A 24,042-nucleotide genomic window follows, 5' to 3' on the forward strand; every position below is an offset into this window, starting at 1 on the left:
GCGATGAGGCAAGATGTGACGAAGGTTTGTCCAGGGTTTGCTACGGTGTGCGATGTCGGCGGGAGATGAAGCGATGTACACAGTCAAGCAGGTGGCCGCCCTCACCGGGGTCGCTGAGGCGACACTCCGGGTCTGGGAGCGCCGCTACGAGGTCGTGCGCCCCGTGCGGTCGTCCGGCGGTTACCGCCTCTACGACGACGCCCAGCTCGCGGTGCTGCGGGAGATGGCCGCACTGGTCGAGGCGGGGGTACCGGCATCGCGTGCCGCCGCCACGGTCGTCGAGTTCACCCCGGTGCCCGCGCCTCCGGAGGGCGCCGGCTCCGTGTCCGCCCGGCCCGACGGGGCCGAGTTCGTCGCCGCCGCCGCGTCGCTGGAACCTGCGGCGCTCGCCGACGTCCTCGGCCGCGCGCTCGCCAGCGGGCCGTTCGAGGACGTGGCCGACGACTGGATCCTCCCGCAGCTCGTGCGGCTCGGACAGGCATGGGAGAGCGGCGAGTTGTCCGTCGCCCAGGAACACTTCGCGAGTGCCGGGCTGATGCGCGCCGTCGCGGCAGTCTTCGACGCCGCCCCTGCGACGGCGGGCGGCCCGGCCGTCCTCGTGGGGCTCCCGGCCGGCGACCGGCACCAGCTCGCCCTGCTCTGCTTCGCCACCTGCCTGCGGCGCCGCGGCGTCGAGGTGGTCTACCTGGGGTCCGACATCCCGACCGGCGAGTGGGTGCTGGCCGCCGAGCGGCGCCGTGCCCGCGCCGCAGTCGTCGGCGTCACGTCGACGACCACGCTGCCCGTCACGCAGGAACTGATCGACGCGCTGCGCCGGGTCTCGCCGCCGCTGTCGGTGTGGGTCGGGGGATCGCTGCGCGACGCCGTCGACGGCGCCCACCCGCTGCCGGACCGCGTCGCGGAGGCCGCCGCACTGCTCCACCGCAGCCTCGCCGCCGGCCGACTCTGACGCCGCGGAGACGCGACGACGGGCGCCACCCCGCGAGGGATGACGCCCGTCGGATCGCGTCGATCAGAGGCCGAACTCGCCCCCGAAGTCGCCGTCCTCCAGCCGCTCCTTCACGGACGACAGGAACCGGGCCGCGACCGCGCCGTCGATGAGGCGGTGGTCGTAGCTGAGCGACAGGTACATCATGTGCCGCACCGCAATCGACTCGTTGCCGAAGCGGTCCTCCACGACGACGGGGCGCTTGACGAGCGCGCCGGTGCCGAGGATGGCCACCTGGGGCTGGTTGATGATCGGCGTGTCGAACAGCGTGCCTGCCGACCCGTAGTTGGTGATCGTGAAGGTCCCGCCGGACAGCTCGTCCGGGTTCACCTTGCTCGCCCGGGTGCGGGCGGCGAGGTCGGCGATCTTCTTGGCCAGGCCGGTGAGGTTGAGATCGCCGGCGTCCTTGATGACGGGGACGAGCAGGCCCTTCTCGGTGTCCACCGCGATGCCGATGTGCTCGCCGTCGGCGTAGGTGACGGTGCCGGCCTCCGTGTCGATCGTGGCGTTGACGACCGGGAACTGCTTGAGTGCCTCGACCGCGGCCGCCGTGATGAACGGCAGGTAGGACAGCGACACGCCCTCGCGCTTCTTGAAGTCGTCCTTCACCTGGCCACGGATGTGGCTGATCGCGGTGACGTCGACCTCGACCGTCGCGGTGAGCTGCGCGGACACCTGGAGCGACTCCACCATGCGCGCCGCGATGGTGCGCCGCAGCCGGGAGAGCTTCTCGGTGGTGCCACGGACCTGCGGGGCGGCTGCGGGCTTCGCAGCGGCCGCGGGCGCGGACTGCGCGGCCGGCGCGGCCGCGGGAGCCGGCGCCTCCTTGGCCTTCTTGGCGGCCTCGGCAGCCTCCAGGACGTCCTGCTTGCGGATGCGGCCGCCGACGCCGGTGCCCTTGACGCTGGTCAGTTCGACGCCGTGCTCCTTGGCGAGCTTGCGCACCAGCGGGGTGACGTAGGTGCCGTCGCCGGACGCCTCGGCCGCGCGGCGGGCCACGGCGGCCTCGACGGCGGGGGAGTGCGCGGGCTGCGCGGCGGGCTCGGCCTTCGGCTCGGGCTTGGGTTCTGGCTTCGGCTCGGGCTTCGGCTCGGGCTTCGGCTCGGGCTTCGGCTCGGGCTTCGGCTCGGGCTTGGGCTCCGGCGTCGGCTCGGCAGCCGCGGGCTGGGCCTCGGCGTCGCCGATGATGGCGAGGACGGCGCCGACCTCGGCCACCTCGTCCTCCTTGAACCGGATCTCGAGCAGCGTGCCGGCGGCGGGGCTGGGGATCTCGGTGTCGACCTTGTCGGTGGAGACCTCGAGCAGCGGCTCGTCCGCCTCGACGGTGTCACCGACGTTCTTGAGCCACCGCGACACCGTGCCCTCGGTGACCGACTCGCCCAGCGCGGGCAGGGTCACCTCCGTGCCGGTGGCGGGCCCGGAGGCCTGCGCGGCGGGGGCCTGCTCGGTCACCTGCTCCGGCTCCGGGGCCGGCTCCTCCTCCGCCGGTGCCTCGGCGACCGGGGTCTCCTCGGCGGTGGCCTCGGGCTCGGGAGCGGGAGCAGCCTCCTCCGCGGGGGCTTCGGCGGCCGGCTGCGCGGCGGCCTCGTCGGCCTCTCCGATGACCGCGAGGACGGCGCCGACCTCGGCCACGTCATCCTCCTGGAACCTGATCTCGAGGACGGTTCCGGCGACGGGGCTGGGGATCTCGGTGTCCACCTTGTCGGTGGAGACCTCGAGCAACGGCTCGTCCACCTCGACGGTGTCCCCGACGGCCTTCAACCAGCGGGAGATGGTGCCTTCCGTGACGGATTCGCCCAGTGCCGGGAGGGTGACTTCGGTTGACATGTGTCTGTGGCTCCTTTGCGTACCGCGGTAATGCCCCTCAGCCTATATGCGATTCACCCATGCATGTGCAGAGGCCGACCGGCGAGAGCCCAGTTCGCCTCCGCGATCGCCTCGCCCAGCGTCGGGTGGGCGTGCACGATCCCGGCGACGTCGTCGGGGGTTGCCTGCCAGCCGACGAGGAGGGCGGCCTCACCGATGAGCTCGGCCACGTCGTCGCCCACCAGGTGGACCCCGACGATTTCCCCGCCGGGGCGGCGCACGAGCCGCACGACGCCCGTCTCCCGGTCGCCCGGTGCCCGCAGGATCTGCGCTCGGCCGTTGCCGGTGAGGTGGTAGTCGACGATCTCGGCGTCGGGTCCGGCCTGGTCGGCGGTGAGCCCCACGGACGCGAGTTGGGGTGAGGAGTAGGTGACGCGCGGGATGTCGGCGTCGCGGGGCAGGGTGGGCCGCTCACCGGAGCGGCCCTGCAGGTGCGCGATGCGTTCGGCAAGGAACAGGCCGTGCGCGTAGCCGCGGTGGGCCAGTTGCGGCCCCGCGACGAGGTCGCCGGCCGCGAACACGCCCTTCAGCGTGGTCTGCAGCTGGCCGTCGACGACGACGTGGCCGCTGTCGCTGACGGCGACCCCAGCACCCTCGAGGCCGAGGTCGCCGGTCGCCGGGCGGCGCCCGACGGCCACCAGCAGGGCGTCGGCCGCGACCGTCTCGCCGCCGATCTGGGCGCTCACGCCGTCGTCGGTCGCCTCGGCGGTGTCGACGGGGGCGCCGAGGCGCACGTCCACGCCGCGACCCTTGAGGGCCCGCGCGAGGATGCGCGAGTGGCCCGGCTCTTCCGTCGGCACCAGCCGGTCCATGGCCTCCACCAGGGTGACGTGGACGCCCAGGTCCGCCCACAGGGACGCGAACTCGACTCCGATCACCCCGCCGCCGAGCACGACGGCCCGCTCGGGCAACGCCGTGAGCCGCAGCGCGTCCGCGCTGGTGAGGATGCGCGCGCCGTCCACGGGCAGGCCCAGCGTGACGGGCGCGGCCCCGGTGGCGAGCACGACGGCGCGCGCCCGGTGCACGGTGGCGCCGGTCTCGATGCCGGGCCCGCGGTCATCGGCGACCAGCGTGCCGCGCTCGCGGATCACCGTGATGCCCCGCTGCGCTATGAGGCCCTCCAGGCCGCGGTGCAGCTGCCCGACGACGCCGTCGGTGTAGGCCAGCAGCGCGGCCGGGTCCGTGTCGCCGAGGGTGGCGCCGATCCCGAACGACGCCGCCTTCGCCACCGTGCGGCGCACCTTGGCGGCCTGCAGCCACGCCTTGGTGGGGATGCAGCCGCGGTGCAGGCACGTGCCGCCGAGGGGGGTGTCGTCGATGAGCGCCACGCTGAGGCCGAGCTGGGCGGCCCGCAGCGCGCAGGCGTAGCCGGCGGACCCGGCGCCGAGGATGGCCACGTCGAAGGGGTGCGTCATGCGGGCAAGTCTCCCACGCCGGGCCTTGGGGGCGCTGGCGCATAATGGGCCCGTGGGGTGGTTCCGACGACGGCGGCGCGAGGTCCAGGTGGCGCGCGAGGAGCGACAGGTGCCGGACGCGATGCGTCAGCACCTGTCGCAGTTTGTGGCGACCCGGCGGGGCGTGGAGGCGTGGGTCGAGCAGCCGACCTCGTTCAACAAGCCGTCGCTGCTGCTCGTTGCCGCGGATGGCGAGTCCACCCGTCGCGGGATCCCGAGCGTCGCCTACGGCTACGACTTCGCGGCCCGGCACGACCTGCCGTGCTACGACGCCGGCGTCGTCCCGTACCCGAAGCGCATGCGCGAGTACGGGCTGCGCGCCAAGCGCGCCCGCCGGTGACCCGTCAGCCCTGCAACAGCTCCGCGAGCGCCACGAGCGTCCGCACCGCGACCCCCGTGCCGCCCTTCGGCACGTAGCCGTACGGCGCGTCCGGGTTCTCCGCCGGCCCCGCGACGTCCAGGTGGGCCCACGCGACACCCTCGGGCACGAACCGCTCGAGGAACGCGCCGGCGACGAGCGCCCCGCCCCACCGGTGCCCGGCGCCGGAGCGCATGTCCGCGACCGTGGACTTCAGCTGCTCGCGCGTGAAGTCCGTCAGCGGCAGCTCCCAGAAGTCCTCGCCGGCGGCCTCGGCGGCGTCGAGCAGCAGGTCCGAGGTGGCCTCCCCGTTGGTGAGCAGGCCACCGGTGCGCAGGCCGAGGGCCACCATGCAGGCGCCGGTCAGCGTCGCGACATCCACGATGAGGTCCGGGGTGTCGAGGCCGGCGCGGGCGATGGCGTCGGCCATGACGAGCCGGCCCTCGGCGTCGGTGTTGTAGTTCTCGACCGTCTGGCCGTCGAACATCGTCAGGACGTCACTGGACCGGTACGAGCTGCCCGACGGGAGGTTCTCCGCGAGCGCCGCGTAGGCGGTGACCTTGACCTTGAGGCCCAGGGCGGCGATGGCTCGGGTCGCCGCGACGACCGCGGCCGCGCCCGACATGTCGAACTTCATGCCCGCCATCTGGCCCGCGGGCTTGATGTCGAGGCCGCCGGAGTCGAACGTGATGCCCTTGCCCACCAGCGCCAGGTGCGCCTCGGCGCCGCGCGGGGTGTAGCTGAGCCGCACGAGCCTCGGCTTGCGGGCCGAGCCGCCGCCGACGGCGAGGATGCCGCCGTAGCCGCCCTTCTCGAGGGCCTTCTCGTCGAGGATCTCCACGGCGATCCGCTCGTCGCGCACGTAGCCGCGGGCCGCGTCGGCGAACGTCTCGGGGTAGAGGAGGTTCGGGGGAGTGTTGCCCCAGTCGCGGGCCTGGCACACGGCGTCCGCGACGACCTTCGCCCGCGCCACCGCTTCCTTCTGCGCCGCGCCGACGGTGGCTGACACGAGCGTCACGGCCGTCACCGGGGTGGGAGGCGTGGTGGCGGTGATGGTCTCGAAGCGGTAGGCGCCGAGCAGGGCGCCCTCGCCGGCGGCCTGCAGCAGCTGGGGATCGGTGACCTCGAGGGACACCGCGACCTCGAGGCCGTCCGCGCCCGGCAGCGCCGCGACCGCGCGCAGCGCCGAGCCGACGGCGATCCGCACGGCCTCGGGCGTCACGTCGGCGTCGCCGAGGCCGACGAGCAGCAGGCGCGCCCCGTCGACGGGCGGTACGTGCGTGAGCTCCTCGCGCTTCGACTGCGCGGCCATCGTGACGGCGACGTCGCGGATGCCGCGGCCGTAGGCCTTGGTGAAGGCCTTCTCCAGGTCCGGGGTGGCGCCGACGACGGCGAGGCCGTCGCCGGTGAGCGGTACCACTCCCAGCACGACGACGTCGGCGGACTTCGGGAGGCTGCGGGACAGGGTCAGGGTCGGGTTGATGCGCGTCACATCGTCAGCCTAGCGAGTCGGGTTGGGCCGCCCGGGAGCGCCGGGGTACCTTTGCCCGCATGATGCAGCGGGTGGGCCTCTGGGCGTTCATCGTGGCCGGCCTCGCCGTCGCCGCGTGGGGCCTGGTGTCGTGGGTCTCGCCGTCGACGTCATGTCGCGGCGTCGAGATGGGCCCGGGCGACACCTGCGAGTATGCGAGCCTCACCGACGAGAGCGCCGGCCGCGTGCAGCGTTACGAGGACCGGATCGAGGTGGCGCGCCAGCAGGCGCCGTTCGCCGTCGCCGCGGGACTCGGCATGGTGGTGTTCGGGGCCGCGCTCGTGCGGCGGCCCGTCACGGGTGCAGCGACATCGGACCGTAGATGAGGCGGTCCTCCTCGTAGAGGCTCACCTCGGCCACCCCGTGCTCGAGCAGATCCCCGTAGAAGATGCCCAGCCATTCCTCGGCGGCCGCCTGGTCCTCGAAGCGGTGCAGCAGCCCCTCGTCCTCGAGCTCGGCGAGCGTGTAGGCCCCGGACTCGGGGCGCCATGCGTAGCTCATCAGATCGGGTCCCCGCGCTTGATCCGCGGCGCCGGCTGCCGGAACCGGCGGATCATGAGCGAGCGGTTGAACATGTAGACGAGCAGCCCGCGGGTCGACGCCCCGGGATGCCGCTCGGCCAGCAGCTTCTTGAAGCCGCGCCACATGATGGCGACGTTGATCATGGTGATGGCGAGCATCACCCACAGCGACATCGAGATCCAGCTCGACAGCACGACGTTGTTCATCGTCACCATCACCGCGGCTATGACGAGGATCATCGCCGGCATCATGAACTCGGCGGCGGTCCAACGGGTGTCGACGTAGTCACGCAGCAGCTGCCGCTCGGGGGACTTCTCGACGCGGTCCCAAGCCTCGGCGCGGGCCCGCGACTTGGCGGCGGAATCCGCCTTGCGCTGCTGCTTCGGCGTGAGGGTGGGGTGGAGGCGCTCCATGCGGGCGGCCTCCGCGGCCCGACGGGTGGGCGTGGCGCCCTGCTTGCGGCGCACCGCCTGCCGCGCCTCCGGGGTGGGCTGCGTCGGTTCTGCCGCAGCGGGAGCCGGCGCGTCGGCCTTGGCCGCCTTCGCGGACGCCTTCTCGCCCTTCGGGGTCAACGCGGAGATGCGGTCCTTCGACGGCGTCGAATCGGTGCGCTCATAGGGGCGGAACAGGGCCACGGTGCTCAAAGTCCTTCGTCGGGTGTACGGCTCGCCCAGTCTACCCCGGGTGGCCTCAGGGTCGGCTCAGGGGCCGCAGCGACCCCGGGGGGCCTGCCGCCGCGCTAACGTTGAGGCGAACACCGCACGTTCCTGGAAGGACACCCTCAGTGGCCAGCATTTTTGAACGCATCGCCCTGGTCTTCCGCTCGAAGGCCAACAAGGCTCTCGACAAGTACGAAGACCCTCGCGAGACCCTCGACTACTCGTACCAGAAGCAGCTGGAGCTCCTGCAGAACGTGCGTCGCGGCGTCGCGGACGTCGCGACCAGCCGCAAGCGGGTGGAGCTGCAGGCCACGAAGCTGAACCAGGAGGTGCAGCGGCTGCAGTCCGCGGCGCAGCGGGCGCTCGAGTCGAACCGCGAGGACCTGGCGCGCGAGGCGCTCACCCGCAAGGCGGGCCTGCAGGTCCAGCTCGACGAGCTGCAGACGCAGCACGCGCAGCTCCAGGGCGAGGAGGAGAAGCTGGTGCGCGCCAGCTCCCGGCTCCAGGCGAAGGTCGACGCGTTCCGCACCCGCAAGGAGACCATCAAGGCCACGTACTCGGCCGCCGAGGCCCAGACACGCATCAACGAGGCGTTCACCGGCATCTCGGAGGAGATGAGCGACGTCGGCCTCGCGATCCAGCGCGCCGAGGACAAGACGCTCCAGCTGCAGGCGCGCGCGTCGGCCGTCGACGAGCTGCTCGCCTCCGGGGCCCTCGAGGATCCTACCGGCATGGTCAAGGACGACATCACGCGCGAGCTCGACTCGCTGGCCGCCGATTCGCAGATCGAGAACGAGCTGGCCGCCATGAAGGCCCAGCTGACCGGCGGCCCCGCTGCGCGCCCTGAGCTCTCGGCCTCGCCCGCGGAGCCCGCCCAGCAGTCCCAGCAGGTGTCCCCGGCCGAGCAGCCGGCGGTGGATCAGGCCCGGCAGGAGGGGTACCAGGGATGATCGTGCGCATCATGGGGCAGGGCCAGTGGGTGCTCGAGCCCGAGCACCTCATGGACCTCAACGAACTGGACCGCGAGCTCGAGGAGCGGGTCGCCGCCGAGGACGAGGAGGGCATGCGCGCCGCGCTGCAGCGCCTCATCGACGGCGTGCAGGCTGTGGGCGTCGTCGTTCCTGACGACGTGCTGGCCGAGTCGGACCTCATCCTGCCGGACATGGACGTGACCCTCGACGAGATGCAGGCGCTGCTGGACTCCACCAGCGAGTACTACGGCCTCATCCCCGACGCCGACGACGACCTGCACGAGCTGGACCCGGAATCGCAGCATTGAGAGTTGTCGTCGCGGCCGACGCGATGGCGGGTCTCACTCCCGCCGACGCGTCTGCCCTCATCGCGGGCGCGTTCGCTGAGCGCGGGGCGGTGCCCGCCGTCGTCCCATTGGCGGTGACGGGCGACGCCCTGGCGCATGCGGTGGCCACGGCGGTGCCCGGGGCCCCCTTCGCGCGGCCGGCTGACGCCGTCGAGCTGGGGCGCGCGCTTGCGGACGCGGACGGCGACCTGGTGGTCGACCTCACCGCGTGCCGCGTCGCCGACCTCGGCCGGGGGGTGCTCGACGCGTTCGCCGACGATCCGGTGGAGGCTGTGGCGGTGGCCCGGCAGGCGTGGTCGGGGCGGCGCCTCGTCGCGCTGGTCGAAGACGGGCAGCAGGAGCGGCCGCTCACCGGCCTCACGGGTCTGGCCGCCACCGAGGGGCGCGAACACGGCGCCGATCTGGCCGACGTGCTGGCCGCCGACGCGGTCGCCGGCCGGTGGGCCACGTCGCTGGGGCTGACGGCCCAGCCCGGCGCTGGTGCCGCGGGCGGCGCCGGCCTGCTGCTGCAGGCGATGGGCGCCGTCATCACGGATCCGCTGACCTTCCTCGTCGAGCACTACGGGCTCGCCGGGACGATGGCGCAGGCGGACCTCGTCGTCACCGGCGCGGACATGCTGGACTTCCACGCTGTCGGCGGGCCGGTGGTCAAGCGCATCGTCGGGATGGCGGGGGAGGCGCTGCGGCCGGTCATCGCGATCGTGGGCCGCAACTATGTGTCGTCGCGGGAGCTGAGGTTGGCCGGCCTTGAGGCGGCGTACCCGGTGCTGGCAGGCGCCGGCGACGACATCGCGACGCCCGGGCAGGTCGCCGAGGTGGCCGAGCGGGTGGCCCGCACCTGGTCCTGGTGAGCCCATCGGCGAAGTTTCGCCGTGGGCATACGCCGACCGGTATGGGGATTCCTCCGAAAGCGACGTAGAATCTTCCAGCAAGACAGTGCCCTCTCTCGACTTGGAGTCAAGCGTGACCGATACCCAGATCGCCCAGAACGGTGTGGTCCTCACCGACGTCGCAGTGCAGAAGGTGCGCGCGCTGCTCGACGCCGAGGGCCGCAACGATCTCGTGCTCCGCATCGCCGTGCAGCCGGGCGGCTGCTCCGGCCTGCGCTACCAGCTGTACTTCGACGACCGTGAGCTCGACGGCGACGTCGCCTCCGACTACGACGGCGTGCGCGTCGTCACCGACAAGATGAGCGCCCCGTACCTCGGCGGCGCCAGCATCGACTTCGTGGATTCGATCGAGAAGCAGGGCTTCACGATCGACAACCCCAACGCGCAGGGCTCGTGCGCGTGCGGTGACTCCTTCCACTGATCGGCGCCGAACCTTTCAGCTTAAGCCACCCCTGTGGAGCGCAATCCACGGGGGTGGCTTTATGCGTTAAGGTGGCCCCAGCAGTGGTGTCCCTGTGCGATCCGGAGTGTGCGGGATCCACCGGGTCAATGGTCAACGGAAGGGCAACTTGTGAGTGGCAATCCTGCGCCATCGCGTCGGCGGATGGTTCGTGCAGCCTTGCTCGTCGGGCTCCCCGCGTCGCTGGTGGGGCTGACGGCCTGCTCCGGTCAGGGAGCGCGGTTCGGGCTGCCGGAGGCGGCGACGGAACAGGCGCCCGTCATGGGGAACGTGTGGATCGGTGCGTGGATCGCGTCGCTGGTCATCGGCGTGCTCGTCTGGGGCCTCATCGGCTGGGCGGTGCTGCGCTACCGCCGCAAGGACGAGGATGCCCCCGCCCCGCGTCAGACCACCTACCACTTGCCCCTCGAACTGCTCTACACCTTGGTGCCGTTCCTCATCATCGGCGTGCTGTTCTTCTACACCGTCAAGGCGTCCGACGCCGTCCTGCAGACCACTGAGGAGCCCGAGGTCACCATCAACGTCATCGGCCAGAAGTGGTCGTGGACGTTCAATTACATGGAGGCCGACAACCCGGACGTGGGCACCGACGCCTACTCCATCGGCACGCTGGAGACCATCCCCGACCTCTACCTGCCCGTCGACAAGACCGTGCGGTTCAACCTGCAGTCGGCCGACGTCATCCACTCGTTCTGGGTCCCGTCCTTCTACTTCAAGATGGACGTCATCCCGGGCCACCCCAACTCGTTCGAGGTCACGCCCAACCGCCTCGGCACGTACGACGGCAAGTGCGCCGAGCTCTGCGGCGAGTACCACGCGCTCATGCTCTTCAAGGTCCACGTCGTGACCGAGGAGGAGTACGAGGCGAAGGTCAAGGAGCTGGCGGAGTCCGGCAACGCCGGCGAGAAGAAGCTTCAGGAGGCCCTGCAGGCCGTCCTGCCGACTGAGGCACCGGAGGAGCAAAAGTGAGCAGCGCCAGCATCCCGGAGCGGAGCCAGCTCCAGACCGAGACCCGCACCGAGCCGCACCGGCTGGGCGAGACCATGATGAAGTACCTGACGACCACCGACCACAAGGTGATCGGCAACATGTACTTCGTCACGGCGTTCATCTTCTTCGCGATCGGCGGCGTCCTGGCGCTGGCCATCCGCGCCGAACTGGCGGCCCCCGGGATGCAGTTCGTCAACTACGAGACGTTCAACCAGTTCTTCACGATGCACGGCACGATCATGCTGCTGATGTTCGCGACGCCGATGTTCGCGGGCTTCGCCAACGCGATCCTGCCGCTTCAGCTGGGTGCGCCGGATGTCGCGTTCCCGCGCATGAACGGGTTCGCGTTCTGGCTCTACGTGTTCGGCTCGCTCATGGCCTGCGCCGGCTTCGTGAGCCCCGACGGCGCCGCCAGCTTCGGCTGGTTCGCGTACGCGCCGCTGTCGAACTCGATCCACTCGCCCGGCATCGGCCACGACCTGTGGTTGATGGGCCTCTACCTGCTCGGCCTGTCGTCGATCCTCGGCGCCGTGAACTTCGTCACCACGATCATCACGATGCGTGCGCCGGGCCTCACCATGTTCCGGATGCCGATCTTCTCGTGGAACATCCTCGTCGCCTCGCTGATGGTCCTCATCGCGTTCCCGGTGCTCGCCGCCGGCCTGCTGATGCTCGAGGCGGACCGCGTGCTCGGCAGCCAGGTCTTCGACCCGGCGTCGGGCGGGCCGGTGCTGTGGCAGCACCTGTTCTGGTTCTTCGGCCACCCCGAGGTCTACATCATCGCGCTGCCGTTCTTCGGCATCATCACCGAGGTGCTCAGCGCGTTCAGCCGCAAGCCGGTGTTCGGCTACTACGGCCTGGTGTTCGCGACGCTGTCCATCGGCGCGCTGTCGGTGTCGGTGTGGGCGCACCACATGTTCGTCACCGGCGCGGTGAACCTGCCGTTCTTCTCGTTCATGACGTTCATGATCGCGGTGCCCACCGGCGTGAAGTTCTTCAACTGGATCGGCACCATGTGGCGCGGGTCGTTGACGCTGAACTCGTCGATGATGTTTGCGATCGGGTTCCTGACGACGTTCCTGTTCGGCGGCCTGACCGGCATCATCCTCGCCGCCCCGGCGCTGGACTTCCAGGTCTCCGACACCTACTTCGTCGTGGCGCACTTCCACTACGTGTTGTTCGGCACCGTCGTGTTCGCGATGTTCGCCGGCTTCTACTACTGGTGGCCGAAGTTCACCGGACGCATGCTCGACGAGACGTGGGGCAAGGTGCACTTCTGGCTGATCTTCATCGGCTTCCACACCACCTTCCTCGTGCAGCACTGGCTGGGTGTCGAGGGCATGCAGCGGCGCATCGCGGACTACGGCGCGTGGGAGGGCTTCACCTTCCTCAACCAGCTGTCCACGTTCGGCGCGTTCCTGCTGGGTGTGTCGATGATCCCGTTCCTGTGGAACGTGTGGATTACGCGGAAGTCGCCCAAGGTCATGGTCGACGATCCGTGGGGCTGGGGCCGTTCGCTCGAGTGGGCCACGTCCTGCCCGCCGCCGCGGCACAACTTCACGTCGCTGCCGCGCATCCGCTCCATCTCCCCGGCGCTCGACCTGCACCGGCCCGAGCTGGTGGCGGCCGCCGACCTGCACGCGGAGGATCCGGGCGAACTGCTCGACCGCGTCGACCCCATCGTCGAGACCGAAGGTAGCCACAAGTGAGGCCGGAGAAGTACGTATTCCTGTTCATCGCGGTCTTCTTCGCGATTGTGACGCCCATCTACTGGTTCATGTCGGGCGAGATCGCCGGGACGTTCGTCCTCGGCTTCAGCGGCCTGCTGGGCCTGATGATCGGCGGCTACCTGGCGCTCACCGCACGCAACTTCGATCCCCGACCTGAGGACCGGGGCGATGCCGAGGTCGTGGAGGGGGCCGGCGCTCTGGGCTTCTTCGCGCCGAAGAGCATCTGGCCGTTCTGGGCCGCCGTGACGGTCGCGATCATCTTCCTCGGCCCCGCGCTGTCGCAGCCGTGGATCAGCCTCGTCGGCTTCGGGATCGGGATCTGGTCCGCGAGCGGGTGGATCCTCGAGTTCTACCGAGGCGACTACAAGCACTGACACAGCATAAAGAAAAGGCCCCGCCGCGAGGCGGGGCCTTTTCTTACCCTGTCAGGCCGGGCAGAAGTCGTCAGCGCAGGTGTTGTTCGAGCTGGTGAACTGGGGCATGTCGACTCGGTCGTCGATGATGGTCGTCTGTCCGTTGCACGTGATCGAGCCCCTGACCCTGACGTAGTTCGACATGTTGTACGCGGTGTTGCAGATGTATGCCGTCCCGCCGTCCGCAGTGATCGGCCCATCGTCCCAGATGGTCCGACCCTGCCCGGTCGCCTCATAGATCTTAGTGATAGTTCCCGTGCAGGAGTCCAAATCACACGTGTTGCCCACGATGCTGAAGGACAGCTTGTACGAAGACTCTTTGGCGATCTTGCAGGACGCGTCCTCGTCGATCACGATCGTGGGCACGCACGGGCCGGAGACGGCGAAGGCGGGTGCGGTGCCCGCGATGGCCACGGCCGGCGCGGTCCACGCGATGCCCTTGGCGACGGTGCGCCGACTGATCGGTGCGGGTGAGTCAAAAGCCATGGTGTTTCCCCCTTTAATCGGCAGACTGCGCCGAGGCGTACGGTCAACACCACTCTAACACCGGGGAGGGTCGCCGGAGAATAGCGTCTTGCACTCAGGATCTCCACTTGGCGCGCGGTTTCTGGCCGTTCGTCAAGGGTGGGTCACCAGCTCTGATCGAGCGGTCGCCCCTCCTCGTAGCCGGACCCGGACTGCACCCCGACGACGGCACGCTCGGAGAACTCGCCCAGGCTGCGCGCGCCCGCGTAGGTGCACGACGAGCGCACGCCGGACGTGATCCAGTCGATCAGATCCTCCACACCCGGCCTGCGCGGATCGAGGTACATCCGCGACGACGAGATGCCTTCCTCGAACATGGCGGCGCGGGCCCGGTCGAACGCCGACTGTTCCCGCGTGCGCTGCCGCACCGCGCGCGCCGACGCCATGCCGAACGACTCCTTGTAGACGCGGCCCTGGTTGTCGACGAGCTGGTCGCCGGTGGACTCGTGCGTCCCCGCGAACCACGACCCGATCATCACGGAGCCTGCGCCGGCGGCGAGCGCGAGTGCGACGTCGCGGGGGTGGCGGACGCCGCCGTCGGCCCAGATGGACTTGCCGCGCGCGGAGGCGGCCTCCGCGCACTCCAGGACGGCGGAGAACTGGGGCCGGCCGACGCCGGTCTGCATGCGCGTGGTGCACATGGCGCCGGGACCGACACCGACCTTGAGGATGTCCGCGCCGGCGTCAATGAGGTCGTCGCAGCCCTCGGGGGTGACGACGTTGCCCGCCACGATCAGCACGCGGCGGCCGCTCTCGGCGGCGAAGGCGTCGCGGACCTCGCGGGCCAGGCTCAGGGCGGAGATCATTTTCTCCTGGTGCCCATGGGCGGTGTCCATGACGATGACGTCGGCACGGGCCTCGAGTGCGGCCCGGACCTTGGCGGGGATGTCGCCGTTGATGCCGACGGCGACGCCCGCGCGCAGGTGACCCTCGTGGTCGAGGGCGGGGGAGTAGATGGCCGAGCGCAGTGCGCCCTTAGGCGTCATGAGCCCGACGAGGCGGTCGTCGGCGTCCACCGCGAGCGCGACCTTCTGGTGCTGCTCGGAGAGCCGCTCGAACACCTCCTCCGGCGTGGCTTCGGGGGCGACGCGCGTGACGTCGGTGGTCATGATGTCCTTGGCCTGAGCGAAGCGGTCGGCGTCGATCGCGTCCTGCGGCGTGACGAGGCCGATGACGCGGCGGTCGCTGTCCACGACGACGGCGACGCCGTGCGCGCGCTTGCCGATGAGGCTGAGCGTCTCACCGACGGTGGTGGTGGGGGACACGGTCACGGCCGTGTCGAAGACGGGGTGAGCGGCCTTGACCTTCTCGATGCTGCGGGCGACGACGTCGCTCGGGATGTCCTGCGGGAACACGGCGAGCCCGCCGCGCCGGGCCATCGTCTCGGCCATGCGGCGCCCGGAGACGGCCGTCATGTTGGCGGCCACGAGGGGCGTCGGGGTGGCGAGGCCGTCGGTGGAGGTGAGGTCCACGTCGAGGCGGGAGCTGATGCCCGAGCGGCTGGGGACCATGAAGACGTCGCTGTAGGTCAGGTCGTAGCCGGGGCTGCCGTGTAGGAATCGCACGTGGGCTGATTCTACCTGAGTCGGGGCCGCCGGCCCTCCTCGTCGCCCCACCGTCCCTCACACCGCCCCCACCGACACCCACCACCTCTGGCACGACACGCCGTCGAACTGCCACGCCGACGGCGTATGGCCGCTCGACGCCCGCGGAGCCCTGTCATTCGTGCTGCCGACGGCGCCGGCACCACCTCCGATCGCGCCCCCATTCCGCCCGACGGCGCCGCCGCCGCGGGTAGCGTGAAGGGCACGCACGAAGGAGCGCCCATGAGCAACGTCGAAGCCGCACCCCAGTTCGTCGACTGCGAGCACCACACCCACCCGCCGACGGACGTCCAGCACCTTGCGCCCAAGCTGGTCGCGCTGGGCGAGGGGCCGGACGCGATGACCGTCCGCCGCACGCTCCCACAGCTGGAGCGCTCCTTCGTCGGAGCCTGGTGCTTCGCCGACCACTACGGGCCCAACCTCGTGGAGGCGACCGGCGGCATGGACGTGGCGCCGCACCCGCACACGTCGCTGCAGACCGTGCTGGCTGTTCGACGGCGAGATCGAACACCGCGACTCCGGCGGCGTCCACGACCTCGTCCGCCCAGGCGAAGTCAACCTCATGACCTCGGGTCACGGCATCTCGCATTCCGAGGTCACCACCAAGCAGACGGGCTACCTGCACGGCGTCCAGCTCTGGGTCGTGCTGCCGGACCACGCCAAGGACATCGAGCGCGGATTCCAGCATCACCGCCCCGACGTCGTTGACGTCCCCGGCGGCACCGCGCGCGTCATGGTGGGCGGCCTCGCCGGCGCGACGTCGCCCATCGTCACGGAGACGGGCCTCCTCGGAGCCGAGGTCGTGATCCGTCCCGGCGCCACGTGGGAGTTTGACGTCGCCCCGGGGTTTGAGCACGGCGTGCTGGTCGACATCGGCGCCGTCGAGATGGACGGCGTCCTCATCGAGAAGGACGCCATGGGCGTGCGCGACGCCGGCCTGGACCACCTGCGGCTGTCCAATCCCACCGACGGCGAGGCTCAAGCCCCGCTTCCGCCGTCGCCGCTGACCGGCCGGACACAAGGGGAGGGCGCCGTCCCCCCAGACGACGCCCTCCTGCCTTACCTCCGCACTCAGTGGTGCAGGCCGGCCCGCTCCGGTCCGTGGCCGGCGTCGGCGCCGTGCCGAGGACCCTCGATGCCGTTGATCCCAGCGCCATCCACGCCGGCCGCCCCGTGCCCATCCTCGACGGCGTGCGCCGAGTGCGAACCGTGGTGCGCCGCCGCGGCGAGCTCCGCAGCGGAAGGCTTCGCGATGTCGTGGCCCAGATACCACCGCGACAGTCGGGCGCGCAGCTTCGACACCCCGCCCTTCTTCCGGCGGACGCCGGACGCGTCGGTCTCGGCGCCGGGCTCCAGCACGCGGTGCTGCAGGTGCTGAGTGAGCAGGAACTGCTCCTCGTGCGACAGCGGCAGGTGCCCCTCGGAGTAGCCGCCGTCGGGGGAGCGGACGATGACGCCGTCCTCGGATCCGTGCAGGGCGCGCTCACGGTCGGCGCGCTGCAGGCTCAGCATCAGGCGCTTGGTGATGATGAACGCGATCACGGGCGCCACGAACACCGCGACCCGCATGAACACCGTGATGGCGTTGAGGTCGAGCGCGAAGCGGGTGGCGATGATGTCGTTGCCGCCGGCGAGCCAGAACATGGCGTACGACGTCATGCCCGCGACACCGAGCGCGGTGCGCGTGGGAGCGTTCCGCGGCCGGTCCAGCAGGTGGTGTTCGCGCTTGTCGCCGGTGATCCACTGCTCGATGAACGGCCACAGCCCGAGGCCGGTGAACAGCACGCCCATCAGCCCGACGCCGGGCAGGAACACGCTCCACGTCCAAGTGGTGCCGAGGATGTGCGTCTCGAGCGCCGGGATGATGCGGATGGCGCCTTCGACCCAGCCCATGTACCAGTCGGGCTGCGAGCCGGCCGTCACCTTCGCCGGGTCGTAGGGGCCGTAGATCCACACCGGGTTGATCTGGAACAGGCCGCCCATGAGGATGAGGAACCCGAACACGATGAAGAAGAAGCCGCCGGCCTTCGCCGCGTAGACGGGGAACAGCGGGTAGCCGACCACGTTGTTCTCGGTGCGGCCGGGGCCGGGGTACTGGGTGTGCTTGTGGTAGACCACGAGCGCGAGGTGCGCGGAGATCAGGCCGAGCAGGATGCCGGGCACGAGCAGGATGTGCACCATGTAGAGGCGCGGGATGAGGATGTCGCCGGGGTACTCGCCGCCGAAGACGAAGAACTCGGCCCACGTCCCGATGATCGGGATGGAACGGATGAGGCCGTTGACGAAGCGCAGGCCGGTGCCGGACAGCAGGTCGTCGGGCAGGGAGTAGCCGGCGAAGCCCGCGATGAGCGACAGCGACAGCAGCCCGACGCCGATCAGCCAGTTCACCTCGCGCGGCTTGCGGAACGCGCCGGTGAAGAACACGCGCAGCATGTGCACGGTGGCCGCCGCGACGAACAGCAGCGCCGCCCAGTGGTGGATCTGGCGCACCAGCAGGCCGCCGCGGACGTCGAAGGAGATGTTCAGCGTCGACGCGAACGCCTCCGACACCGGCATGCCTTTGAGCAGCTGGTAGGAGCCGTCGTATTCGATCTCGGCCATCGACGGCTTGAACCAGATCGTCAGGAACACGCCGGTCAGCAGCAGCACGATGAACGAGTACAGGGCGATCTCACCGAGCAGGAAGGACCAGTGGTCGGGGAACACCTTGCGCAGCCCGGCGCGGCCGATCTTGGCCAGGCCGATGCGGTCGTCGGCCCACTTGACGGCCCCCGGCATCTCCCGGTTGGCCGACGGCGCGGGCTGCCCCTCGAGGACGGGCGACGTCGGCGCGATGCGGGTGGGGTTGGCCATCACTGGTCACCATCCTTGAAGTCCTGGCTCGAGTCACGCTCGAAGTAGCTCGGTCCGACGGGCACCGTGAAGTCGCTCTGCGCGACCAGGTAGCCGTCCGCGTTGACGGTGATCGGCAGCTGCGGCAGCGCCCGGGCGGCGGGCCCGAAGACGACGACGCCGCTGTTGCCGAGGTCGAACGTCGACTGGTGGCAGGGGCACAGCAGGTGGTGCGTCTGCCGTTCCCACAGCGAGATCGGGCAGCCGACGTGCGTGCAGATCTTCGAATAGGCGAGGATACCGCTGACGTGCCAGTCCTTGCGCGACTCCGGCACCTTGATCGAGTTGGGGTCCATGCGCACGACGATGATCGCGGCCTTGGCCTTGGCCTGATGGGCCTCGACGCCATGCAGGTCGCGCAGGTTCGCCGGCTGGGCGTTGACGAGCTGCCCGACCTCGAGCATCTCGGGGCGGAGCGGCAGCCAGTTCTCGTCGTTGAGGAGCACGATGCCCTCGGCCCAGATGGTCCTCTCGAGCGTCTCCTCGCGCAGCCGGGCCGTCGGGTGCGGGCCCATGTCGGCGAGCAGCACGACGGCGGGCACCAGCGAGATGCCGACCGCTCCGCCCAGCGCGCCGAGCAGCAGCTTGCGGCGGCGGACCGACGACTGCTCCACGCCGTCGTCCCAGAGGCCCATGACGGCGGCGCGGTCGTCGTCGGTGGAGGAGGCGGCGTGCCGCAGCTCGACGGACTCCTCATCGCTCATGAGCACGCGCGCCCACTGGATCACCGCGACACCGATCAGCACGGCCGCGAGCCCGCCCGTGAGGCCGAAGCCGACGTTCTGCGCGTTGGCCTTCAGCAGGCCGAAGTCGATGTAGGCGTCGCGGGGGACGGCGAAGTAGATGACGACGAACGCGATCGCCAGCACCGGCACCGCGGCCAGCATCATGAGGATCGCGGCGTAGGCGCGGTTACCGGCGCCCTTGTCGACGTCGGTGTACCGCTCGACGTGCGGCTCCAGACCCGGGTCTGGGACGCTGTGGCCGAGGTCGGGGTCCTTCACCGGCAGGTTGTCGTGGCTCATCGGGCGCGTGCCCCCTTCTTGGCGATCCAGGTGGCGACGATGGCGAGGCCGCCGATGCCGAGAATGAAGGCCCAGAAGCCCTCGGACACGGGGCCGGCGTCACCCATGGTGAGGCCGCCGTAGTTGGGCTGTTCGTGGGCCTCGTCGAGGTAGCCGATGATCTCGCGGACGCTCTCGTCGGGCATGACGTCCTTGGAGAACGTGGGCATCTGCTGCGGGCCGGTGCGGACCGCCTCGTAGATGTGGACGGGGTCGGTCTCGACCAGCGACGGGGCGTACTTGCCGTTGGGCATGGCGCCGCCGCCGCCGACGATGCCGTGGCATGCGGAGCAGTTGGCGCGGAAGAGCGCGCCGCCGCGGGCGATCTCCTCCTCGGTGAGGCCTTCAGGGGAGTACGCGCTCTCGGCGGGGATCTCGGGACCGGGGCCCAGCGTGGCGACGTAGGCGGCCACGGCCTCGATCTGCTCCTGCGAGTAGTTCACCTTGCGGGAAGGCAGCTGCGCCTGCTCGCGCGCGGCGGGCATGCGGCCGGTGCCCATCTGGAAGTGGACGGCGGCCGCGCCGACGCCGATCAGCGACGGCCCCTGCGAGGTGCCCTCACCGCCGAGGCCGTGGCAGGACGAGCACGTGAAGTCGAACAGGGCCTTGCCCTCCTCGATCTGCTGCGTCATCTCGGTCTCGGCCGACGACTGCTGCGGGCTGACGACGCTGTAGCCGAGCCCGACGACGAGAAGGGCCAAGATCAGCAGCGCCGGCCGTGCGGCCGCATGGCGCCTGAGATTGGTCAGGAAGTTCATGTTCTTCTCCAGGTCTCGCAGCTCAGCGGAGGAAGTAGAGGACGCCGAACAGCAGGATCCAGATGACGTCGACGAAGTGCCAGTAGTAGGACACGACGTGGGCGCCGACGGTCTGTTCGTGGGTGTGGGTGCGGGTCATGTAGGACCGGGCGAGGACGAACCAGAAGGCGATGATGCCGCCCAGCACGTGGAGGCCGTGGAATCCGGTGGCGAGGAAGAACACGGACCAGTACTGGTTGGTGGAGATGAAGTAGCCCTCGTTGAACAGCGTGAAGTACTCCCACACCTGGCCGGCGACGAAGACCGACCCCATGATGGCGGTGATGATGAAGCCCTGCCGCATGCCCCACTTGAGCGGGTTGAGCCAGGAGCCGGTGACGCGGCCGGCCTCGGCGGCGTTGGCGGCGAGCTGGCAGGTGACCGACGACAGCACCAGGATGGCCGTATTGATGCTGGCGAAGGTGAGGTCCAGGTGGGCGGAGTTGGTCTCCCACAGCGACGGCACCCCCGCGGCGGCCGCGGCGTCGTTGGTGATGTTGCGGATCCAGAAGTACGCAGCGAACAGTGCCGCGAAGAACATCAGCTCGCTGGCCAGCCACACGATCACGCCCACCGAGACGGTGTCCGGGCGGCCGAGCGGCTTGTTGAGCCGGGCAGAGGGGATCTGGTGGATCGCGCCCGTCGGCAGCTCCGCCGGTGCGGTCAGGGTGTCATGATTCGTCGCCACGGGGTCATTATTGCCGTAAAAGGGCCTATAGGTCACGCCGGCCGCCGGAATAAGACCACCCCCCTCGCAGGTCACTCAAGGGGCATGCGATAATCCGCGCATGTTTGCCCGGGCTCTGGCCGTCTTTCCGCTGCACGCCAAGCCCGATGACGACATCATCCCGCTGGAGGGGTCACGATACTTCACGGCGTGGGAGTTCCCACCGTATGCCGTTGTCATCCTGCTGATCGTCGCCGGGCTGTACCTGTGGGGTGTGTGGACGCTGCACCGCCGTGGGGACCGCTGGCCGGTCATGCGGACGGTGTCGTTCGTGGGCCTCGGGCTGGGCAGCATCGCGGTGGCGACGTTCAGCTTCCTCGGCGTCTACGACACGGTGCTGTTCTGGACCCACATGATCCAGCACATGCTGCTCAACATGATCGCACCGGTGTTCCTGGTGTTCGGCGCCCCCGCGACCCTCGCGCTCCGCGCCCTCCCGAAGCGCCCCCGGGCCGTCCTGCTGGCGGTGCTGCACTCGACGGTGGCGAAGGTCCTGCTGTTCCCGCCGCTCACCACGGGGCTGATGGTGGCGAGCCCGTTCGCGCTGTACATGACCGGTTGGTACGACCTGACGCTGCGCAACGACTTCTGGCACGACTCGCTGCACTTCTATCTGGTCACGGTCGGCAGCCTGTTCTTCTTCCCGCTGCTGGGGGTGGATCCGGTGCCGATCAAGATGCCGTATCCGATCCGCATTCTGCTGTTCTTCCTCACCATGCCGTTCCACGCCTTCCTGGGCGTGACGATCATGGGGTCGACGCGGCTGATCGCGGAGGAGTGGTACCTGAGCTTCGACCGGGCGTGGGGCCTGTCGCCGATGGAGGACCAGTCGTGGGCGGGCGGCCTGATGTGGGCGACGGGCGACATCACGATGCTGGCGGCGATGATCACGATCTTCGTGCAGTGGATCAAGGACTCGAACCGTGAGGCCAGACGGGTGGACCGGGCACTGGACCGCGAGGAGGCCCAACGAGCCAGGCAGGCGGGTCTTGGCTACGATGACGGCAAGTACAACGCGAAGGATGACCCACGATGACCGACTCCACCGCCAAGGTGCTGGTGTTCTCCGACGACCGCACGGTCCGCGAGCAGGTCAGGCTGGCGCTCGGCCGCCGCGTGGCGAGCGACCTGCCCGAGATCGAGGTCTTCGAGGTGGCCACGCAGGGCGCGCTGCTCAAGACGCTCGACGCGGGCACCGACTACGCGCTCATGATCTTCGACGGCAACGCCCAGCCGTCGGGCGGCTTCGGCCTGGCGTACCAGGTCAAGGAGGAGTACGCCGATTCGGCGCCCATCATGCTGCTGGTGTCGCGTGAGGCGGACGCGTGGCTGGCGTCGTGGTCGCGCGCCGAGGCGGTGGCGCCGTTCCCGATCGATCCGGTGACGATGCCCGTGCAGGCCGCCAACCTCATCCGGGCACGCCTGGCGCAGGTGGGCTGATGTCGGGGTACACCTGGCCGGACATCCTGACTGGCCTGGTGCGCAGCGAGGGCCTCGAGGCCACCGCCGCGACGTGGGCGCTCAACGAGATCCTCGCGGGCCGCGCGTCCGACGTGCAGATCGCGGCGCTGTTGACGGCGCTGCGGGCCAAGGGGGAGTCGGAGGACGAGATCGCCGGGATGGCGGACTCGATGCTCGCGAACGCGCTGCCGATCGCGCTGGATCCCGACGCCGTCGACATCGTCGGCACGGGTGGCGACCGCGCGAACACGGTCAACATTTCGACGATGGCCGCGATCGTGGCGGCCGGCGCGGGCGCGAAGGTGGTCAAGCACGGGTCGCGGGCGGCGTCGTCGATGTCCGGGACCGCCGACACCCTCGAGGCGCTGGGCGTGAAGATCGACGTCGAGCCGGCCAAGCAGGCCGTCATCCTCGACGAGGTCGGCCTGGTGTTCCTGTTCGCGCAGATGTACCACCCGGCCATGAAGAACGTGGCGGGTGTGCGCAAGGCGCTGGGCATCCAGACGACGTTCAACTTCCTCGGCCCGCTCGCCAACCCTGCCCGGCCTCGGGCGATGGCGCTGGGGGTGGCCAACGACGACGTGGCGCCGGTCGTGGCACGCGTGCTCGCCGAGCGCGGGACGCGGGGCATGGTGTTCCGTGGCTTCGACGGCTTGGACGAGCTGACGACGACGTCGGAGTCTGACGTGTGGATGATCGCCGAGGGGCGGGTGCATCGCACGGTGCTCAACCCGGAGGATCTCGGGCTCGAGGCCGCCGCGCCGCATTCGCTGCAGGGCGGGGACCCCGCGCACAACGCCCAGGTGGCCCGCGACGTGCTGGCCGGCACGCCGGGGCCGGTGCGCGACATCGTCGTCCTCAACGCCGCTGCCGCCATCCTCGCCTATCGGGGGATCTCGACGGTGCTGCCGCTGGTGGACCAGATGCGCGATCCGCTGCGCGACGCCCAGCAGGCCATCGACTCGGGCGCCGCCGCGCGCACCTTGGAGAAGTGGGTCGAGGCGACGAACCGCTAAGCCCGCTCCCTGAGGAGGCCCCAGCCCGAAGCGCCGGCCGTCTCCCCTCGATCCCTGAGGAGGCCCCAGCCGCGAAGCGGCCGGGCCGTCTCGAAGGGTCGTCACGCAACCTTCACGCTGACTACAGCGCCGCCATCCACACCGCAGCGGCGACGGGCCCCAACCACAGCGCCGGCCCGTACGGGAAGTACGTCGGGCGACCCTCTCCGCGACGTGCCCACACGGCATGCACCACCGCATGCACGGCGCCCAGCGCGGTGCCGAGGAACAGCGACAGCGCCCACATAGACGCCCCCAATTGTCCCGCGACCGCTCCGATGAGCAGCGCGAGCCGCACGTCGCCGAATCCGAGGCCGGGGGAGAGGCGCCAGGCCGCGTACAGCAGCCCGTAGGCGGCCAGCGCCCCGACCACAGCGCCGACGAGTGCCCGCCAGTCCGCGACCCCCACCGCGACACCGCCAACCGCCATCAGCCCCAACGCGAGGTTGTTCATGAGGCGCGGCAGGAAGGTGGTGCGCCAGTCGACGTACGCCATGGCCGCACCGACGCCGAGGTAGGGCACCCACAGCCACCATGTCCAGGTGGGCTGGACCCACAGCACCTGCGCGACGGCGACGCCCAGCACTCCGACCCCCAGCACCGACCGCCGAGACACCAGCGCCGCGAAATCCGGCGCCTCCTCGTCGTCGTCGATCCGCACCCTGGGCACGACGACGGCCATGACGACGGCGGCCAGGATCCCCACGCCGATGGCCGCGATCCACACCATGCCTGGAC

The 24,042-nt window shown here is 70.3% G+C and carries 25 protein-coding genes and 1 pseudogene; 14 read left to right on the forward strand and 12 right to left on the reverse strand.

The window, feature by feature from the left end; genetic code table 11:
* Positions 1-73 precede the first annotated feature (73 nt).
* The gene (locus ACFQPD_RS00935; protein WP_385897438.1) at positions 74-949 is read left to right on the forward strand and encodes a MerR family transcriptional regulator; all 876 of its coding nucleotides are present in this window, start codon (positions 74-76) and stop codon (positions 947-949) included.
* A gap of 63 nt (positions 950-1,012) precedes the next feature.
* Here the strand turns inward: ACFQPD_RS00935 and sucB are convergent, their stop codons facing one another.
* The gene (sucB, locus tag ACFQPD_RS00940) at positions 1,013-2,815 is read right to left on the reverse strand and encodes a 2-oxoglutarate dehydrogenase, E2 component, dihydrolipoamide succinyltransferase (protein ID WP_385897441.1); all 1,803 of its coding nucleotides are present in this window, start codon (positions 2,813-2,815) and stop codon (positions 1,013-1,015) included.
* A 53-nt stretch (positions 2,816-2,868) separates the two neighbouring features.
* Positions 2,869-4,269 carry an FAD-dependent oxidoreductase gene (locus tag ACFQPD_RS00945; protein WP_385897443.1) on the reverse strand — a complete coding sequence of 467 codons (1,401 nt, stop codon included), beginning with the start codon at positions 4,267-4,269 and terminating at the stop codon, positions 2,869-2,871.
* Positions 4,270-4,321: 52 nt separating this feature from the next.
* Here ACFQPD_RS00945 and ACFQPD_RS00950 point away from each other — a divergent pair, with 52 nt between their 5' ends.
* Positions 4,322-4,648, forward strand: a complete 327-nt coding sequence (locus ACFQPD_RS00950) for a hypothetical protein (RefSeq protein ID WP_385897446.1) — start codon at positions 4,322-4,324, stop codon at positions 4,646-4,648.
* 4 nt (positions 4,649-4,652) lie between these two features.
* Here ACFQPD_RS00950 and ACFQPD_RS00955 read toward each other — a convergent pair whose 3' ends face one another.
* Positions 4,653-6,158, reverse strand: a complete 1,506-nt coding sequence (locus ACFQPD_RS00955) for a leucyl aminopeptidase (protein WP_385897448.1) — start codon at positions 6,156-6,158, stop codon at positions 4,653-4,655.
* Between the two features lie 59 nt (positions 6,159-6,217).
* Here ACFQPD_RS00955 and ACFQPD_RS00960 point away from each other — a divergent pair, with 59 nt between their 5' ends.
* A complete protein-coding gene (locus tag ACFQPD_RS00960; protein ID WP_385897450.1) occupies positions 6,218-6,523 on the forward strand; it encodes a hypothetical protein in 306 nt (101 codons plus the stop codon).
* On the opposite strand, the gene ACFQPD_RS00965 is transcribed toward ACFQPD_RS00960, so the two are convergent.
* Together ACFQPD_RS00965 and ACFQPD_RS00970 are read right to left on the reverse strand one after the other, a co-directional pair.
* A complete protein-coding gene (locus ACFQPD_RS00965; protein ID WP_061620195.1) occupies positions 6,492-6,698 on the reverse strand; it encodes a hypothetical protein in 207 nt (68 codons plus the stop codon). The genes ACFQPD_RS00960 and ACFQPD_RS00965 overlap by 32 nt on opposite strands.
* The gene (locus tag ACFQPD_RS00970; RefSeq protein ID WP_385897453.1) at positions 6,698-7,354 is read right to left on the reverse strand and encodes a DUF3043 domain-containing protein; all 657 of its coding nucleotides are present in this window, start codon (positions 7,352-7,354) and stop codon (positions 6,698-6,700) included. Before ACFQPD_RS00970 ends, ACFQPD_RS00965 begins: the two co-directional genes overlap by 1 nt.
* 149 nt (positions 7,355-7,503) lie before the next feature.
* On the opposite strand from ACFQPD_RS00970, the gene ACFQPD_RS00975 reads away from it, so the two are divergent.
* From ACFQPD_RS00975 to ACFQPD_RS01005, 7 genes are all read left to right on the forward strand, one after another.
* Positions 7,504-8,328, forward strand: a complete 825-nt coding sequence (locus ACFQPD_RS00975; RefSeq protein WP_385897455.1) for a PspA/IM30 family protein — start codon at positions 7,504-7,506, stop codon at positions 8,326-8,328.
* On the forward strand, positions 8,325-8,657 hold the full coding sequence (locus tag ACFQPD_RS00980; RefSeq protein ID WP_068749393.1) for a hypothetical protein: 333 nt from the start codon (positions 8,325-8,327) through the stop codon (positions 8,655-8,657). The genes ACFQPD_RS00975 and ACFQPD_RS00980 overlap by 4 nt, the downstream gene beginning before the upstream one ends.
* Positions 8,654-9,547 (forward strand): glycerate kinase, encoded by an 894-nt coding sequence (locus tag ACFQPD_RS00985; protein ID WP_385897457.1) that lies wholly within the window; start codon positions 8,654-8,656, stop codon positions 9,545-9,547. The genes ACFQPD_RS00980 and ACFQPD_RS00985 overlap by 4 nt, the downstream gene beginning before the upstream one ends.
* 112 nt (positions 9,548-9,659) lie before the next feature.
* Positions 9,660-10,007 carry an iron-sulfur cluster assembly accessory protein gene (locus tag ACFQPD_RS00990; protein ID WP_353082041.1) on the forward strand — a complete coding sequence of 116 codons (348 nt, stop codon included), beginning with the start codon at positions 9,660-9,662 and terminating at the stop codon, positions 10,005-10,007.
* A 300-nt stretch (positions 10,008-10,307) separates the two neighbouring features.
* Positions 10,308-11,015, forward strand: coding sequence for a cytochrome c oxidase subunit II (gene coxB, locus ACFQPD_RS00995; protein ID WP_385897618.1), 708 nt, complete (start codon positions 10,308-10,310; stop codon positions 11,013-11,015).
* A 74-nt stretch (positions 11,016-11,089) separates the two neighbouring features.
* Positions 11,090-12,745, forward strand: coding sequence for a cytochrome c oxidase subunit I (ctaD, locus tag ACFQPD_RS01000; RefSeq protein WP_385897621.1), 1,656 nt, complete (start codon positions 11,090-11,092; stop codon positions 12,743-12,745).
* Complete coding sequence (locus ACFQPD_RS01005; protein ID WP_068749389.1) at positions 12,742-13,140, forward strand: cytochrome c oxidase subunit 4; 399 nt, start codon at positions 12,742-12,744, stop codon at positions 13,138-13,140. The genes ctaD and ACFQPD_RS01005 overlap by 4 nt, the downstream gene beginning before the upstream one ends.
* A 51-nt stretch (positions 13,141-13,191) precedes the next feature.
* Here the strand turns inward: ACFQPD_RS01005 and ACFQPD_RS01010 are convergent, their stop codons facing one another.
* Entirely contained in the window at positions 13,192-13,665 is a 474-nt protein-coding gene (locus ACFQPD_RS01010; RefSeq protein WP_385897460.1) for a hypothetical protein, read from the reverse strand.
* Positions 13,666-13,808: 143 nt separating this feature from the next.
* Positions 13,809-15,269 (reverse strand): GuaB1 family IMP dehydrogenase-related protein, encoded by a 1,461-nt coding sequence (locus tag ACFQPD_RS01015; RefSeq protein ID WP_385897462.1) that lies wholly within the window; start codon positions 15,267-15,269, stop codon positions 13,809-13,811.
* A gap of 526 nt (positions 15,270-15,795) precedes the next feature.
* On the opposite strand from ACFQPD_RS01015, the pseudogene ACFQPD_RS01020 reads away from it, so the two are divergent.
* Positions 15,796-15,939 (forward strand): annotated as a pseudogene (locus ACFQPD_RS01020) (pirin family protein); the annotation flags it as partial.
* A 440-nt stretch (positions 15,940-16,379) separates the two neighbouring features.
* Here the strand turns inward: ACFQPD_RS01020 and ACFQPD_RS01025 are convergent.
* Genes ACFQPD_RS01025 through ACFQPD_RS01040 form a run of 4 tightly spaced genes read right to left on the reverse strand, consistent with a single transcriptional unit; the run spans position 16,380 to position 20,635 of the window.
* Positions 16,380-18,161 (reverse strand): cytochrome bc complex cytochrome b subunit, encoded by a 1,782-nt coding sequence (locus ACFQPD_RS01025; RefSeq protein WP_385897465.1) that lies wholly within the window; start codon positions 18,159-18,161, stop codon positions 16,380-16,382.
* Entirely contained in the window at positions 18,161-19,225 is a 1,065-nt protein-coding gene (locus ACFQPD_RS01030; RefSeq protein WP_385897467.1) for a Rieske 2Fe-2S domain-containing protein, read from the reverse strand. Before ACFQPD_RS01030 ends, ACFQPD_RS01025 begins: the two co-directional genes overlap by 1 nt.
* A complete protein-coding gene (locus ACFQPD_RS01035; RefSeq protein ID WP_385897470.1) occupies positions 19,222-20,022 on the reverse strand; it encodes a c-type cytochrome in 801 nt (266 codons plus the stop codon). The genes ACFQPD_RS01030 and ACFQPD_RS01035 overlap by 4 nt, the downstream gene beginning before the upstream one ends.
* A gap of 22 nt (positions 20,023-20,044) precedes the next feature.
* Positions 20,045-20,635, reverse strand: a complete 591-nt coding sequence (locus tag ACFQPD_RS01040; protein ID WP_068752578.1) for a heme-copper oxidase subunit III — start codon at positions 20,633-20,635, stop codon at positions 20,045-20,047.
* A 214-nt stretch (positions 20,636-20,849) separates the two neighbouring features.
* Between ACFQPD_RS01040 and ACFQPD_RS01045 the strand changes: the two genes are divergently transcribed.
* From ACFQPD_RS01045 to trpD, 3 genes are read left to right on the forward strand one after another with little or no spacing between them, the layout of a single operon-like run.
* Entirely contained in the window at positions 20,850-21,824 is a 975-nt protein-coding gene (locus ACFQPD_RS01045) for a cytochrome c oxidase assembly protein (RefSeq protein ID WP_385897472.1), read from the forward strand.
* Positions 21,821-22,228 carry a response regulator gene (locus ACFQPD_RS01050; protein ID WP_385897474.1) on the forward strand — a complete coding sequence of 136 codons (408 nt, stop codon included), beginning with the start codon at positions 21,821-21,823 and terminating at the stop codon, positions 22,226-22,228. Before ACFQPD_RS01045 ends, ACFQPD_RS01050 begins: the two co-directional genes overlap by 4 nt.
* Entirely contained in the window at positions 22,228-23,265 is a 1,038-nt protein-coding gene (gene trpD, locus ACFQPD_RS01055) for an anthranilate phosphoribosyltransferase (protein WP_385897476.1), read from the forward strand. Before ACFQPD_RS01050 ends, trpD begins: the two co-directional genes overlap by 1 nt.
* A 121-nt stretch (positions 23,266-23,386) precedes the next feature.
* Here the strand turns inward: trpD and ACFQPD_RS01060 are convergent, their stop codons facing one another.
* Positions 23,387-24,034 (reverse strand): prepilin peptidase, encoded by a 648-nt coding sequence (locus tag ACFQPD_RS01060; protein ID WP_385897479.1) that lies wholly within the window; start codon positions 24,032-24,034, stop codon positions 23,387-23,389.
* Between the last annotated feature and the right edge of the window lie 8 nt (positions 24,035-24,042).

The sequence above is a fragment of the Tessaracoccus sp. O5.2 genome, from assembly GCF_964266725.1.
In the GTDB taxonomy this organism is placed as follows: Bacteria; Actinomycetota; Actinomycetes; order Propionibacteriales; family Propionibacteriaceae; genus Arachnia; species Arachnia lapidicapta.

Bases quoted from the DNA above. Each gene is read 5' to 3' on its own strand.
- ACFQPD_RS00935 (WP_385897438.1), top strand. From the start codon at position 74: ATGTACACAGTCAAGCAGGTGGCCGCCCTCACCGGGGTCGCTGAGGCG.
- sucB (WP_385897441.1), bottom strand. From the start codon at position 2,815: ATGTCAACCGAAGTCACCCTCCCGGCACTGGGCGAATCCGTCACGGAA.
- ACFQPD_RS00945 (WP_385897443.1), bottom strand. From the start codon at position 4,269: ATGACGCACCCCTTCGACGTGGCCATCCTCGGCGCCGGGTCCGCCGGC.
- ACFQPD_RS00960 (WP_385897450.1), top strand. From the start codon at position 6,218: ATGATGCAGCGGGTGGGCCTCTGGGCGTTCATCGTGGCCGGCCTCGCC.
- ACFQPD_RS00965 (WP_061620195.1), bottom strand. From the start codon at position 6,698: ATGAGCTACGCATGGCGCCCCGAGTCCGGGGCCTACACGCTCGCCGAG.
- ACFQPD_RS00980 (WP_068749393.1), top strand. From the start codon at position 8,325: ATGATCGTGCGCATCATGGGGCAGGGCCAGTGGGTGCTCGAGCCCGAG.
- coxB (WP_385897618.1), top strand. From the start codon at position 10,308: ATGGGGAACGTGTGGATCGGTGCGTGGATCGCGTCGCTGGTCATCGGC.
- ctaD (WP_385897621.1), top strand. From the start codon at position 11,090: ATGATGAAGTACCTGACGACCACCGACCACAAGGTGATCGGCAACATG.
- ACFQPD_RS01010 (WP_385897460.1), bottom strand. From the start codon at position 13,665: ATGGCTTTTGACTCACCCGCACCGATCAGTCGGCGCACCGTCGCCAAG.
- ACFQPD_RS01025 (WP_385897465.1), bottom strand. From the start codon at position 18,161: ATGGCCAACCCCACCCGCATCGCGCCGACGTCGCCCGTCCTCGAGGGG.
- ACFQPD_RS01030 (WP_385897467.1), bottom strand. From the start codon at position 19,225: ATGAGCCACGACAACCTGCCGGTGAAGGACCCCGACCTCGGCCACAGC.
- ACFQPD_RS01035 (WP_385897470.1), bottom strand. From the start codon at position 20,022: ATGAACTTCCTGACCAATCTCAGGCGCCATGCGGCCGCACGGCCGGCG.
- ACFQPD_RS01045 (WP_385897472.1), top strand. From the start codon at position 20,850: ATGTTTGCCCGGGCTCTGGCCGTCTTTCCGCTGCACGCCAAGCCCGAT.
- ACFQPD_RS01050 (WP_385897474.1), top strand. From the start codon at position 21,821: ATGACCGACTCCACCGCCAAGGTGCTGGTGTTCTCCGACGACCGCACG.
- trpD (WP_385897476.1), top strand. From the start codon at position 22,228: ATGTCGGGGTACACCTGGCCGGACATCCTGACTGGCCTGGTGCGCAGC.
- ACFQPD_RS01060 (WP_385897479.1), bottom strand. From the start codon at position 24,034: ATGGTGTGGATCGCGGCCATCGGCGTGGGGATCCTGGCCGCCGTCGTC.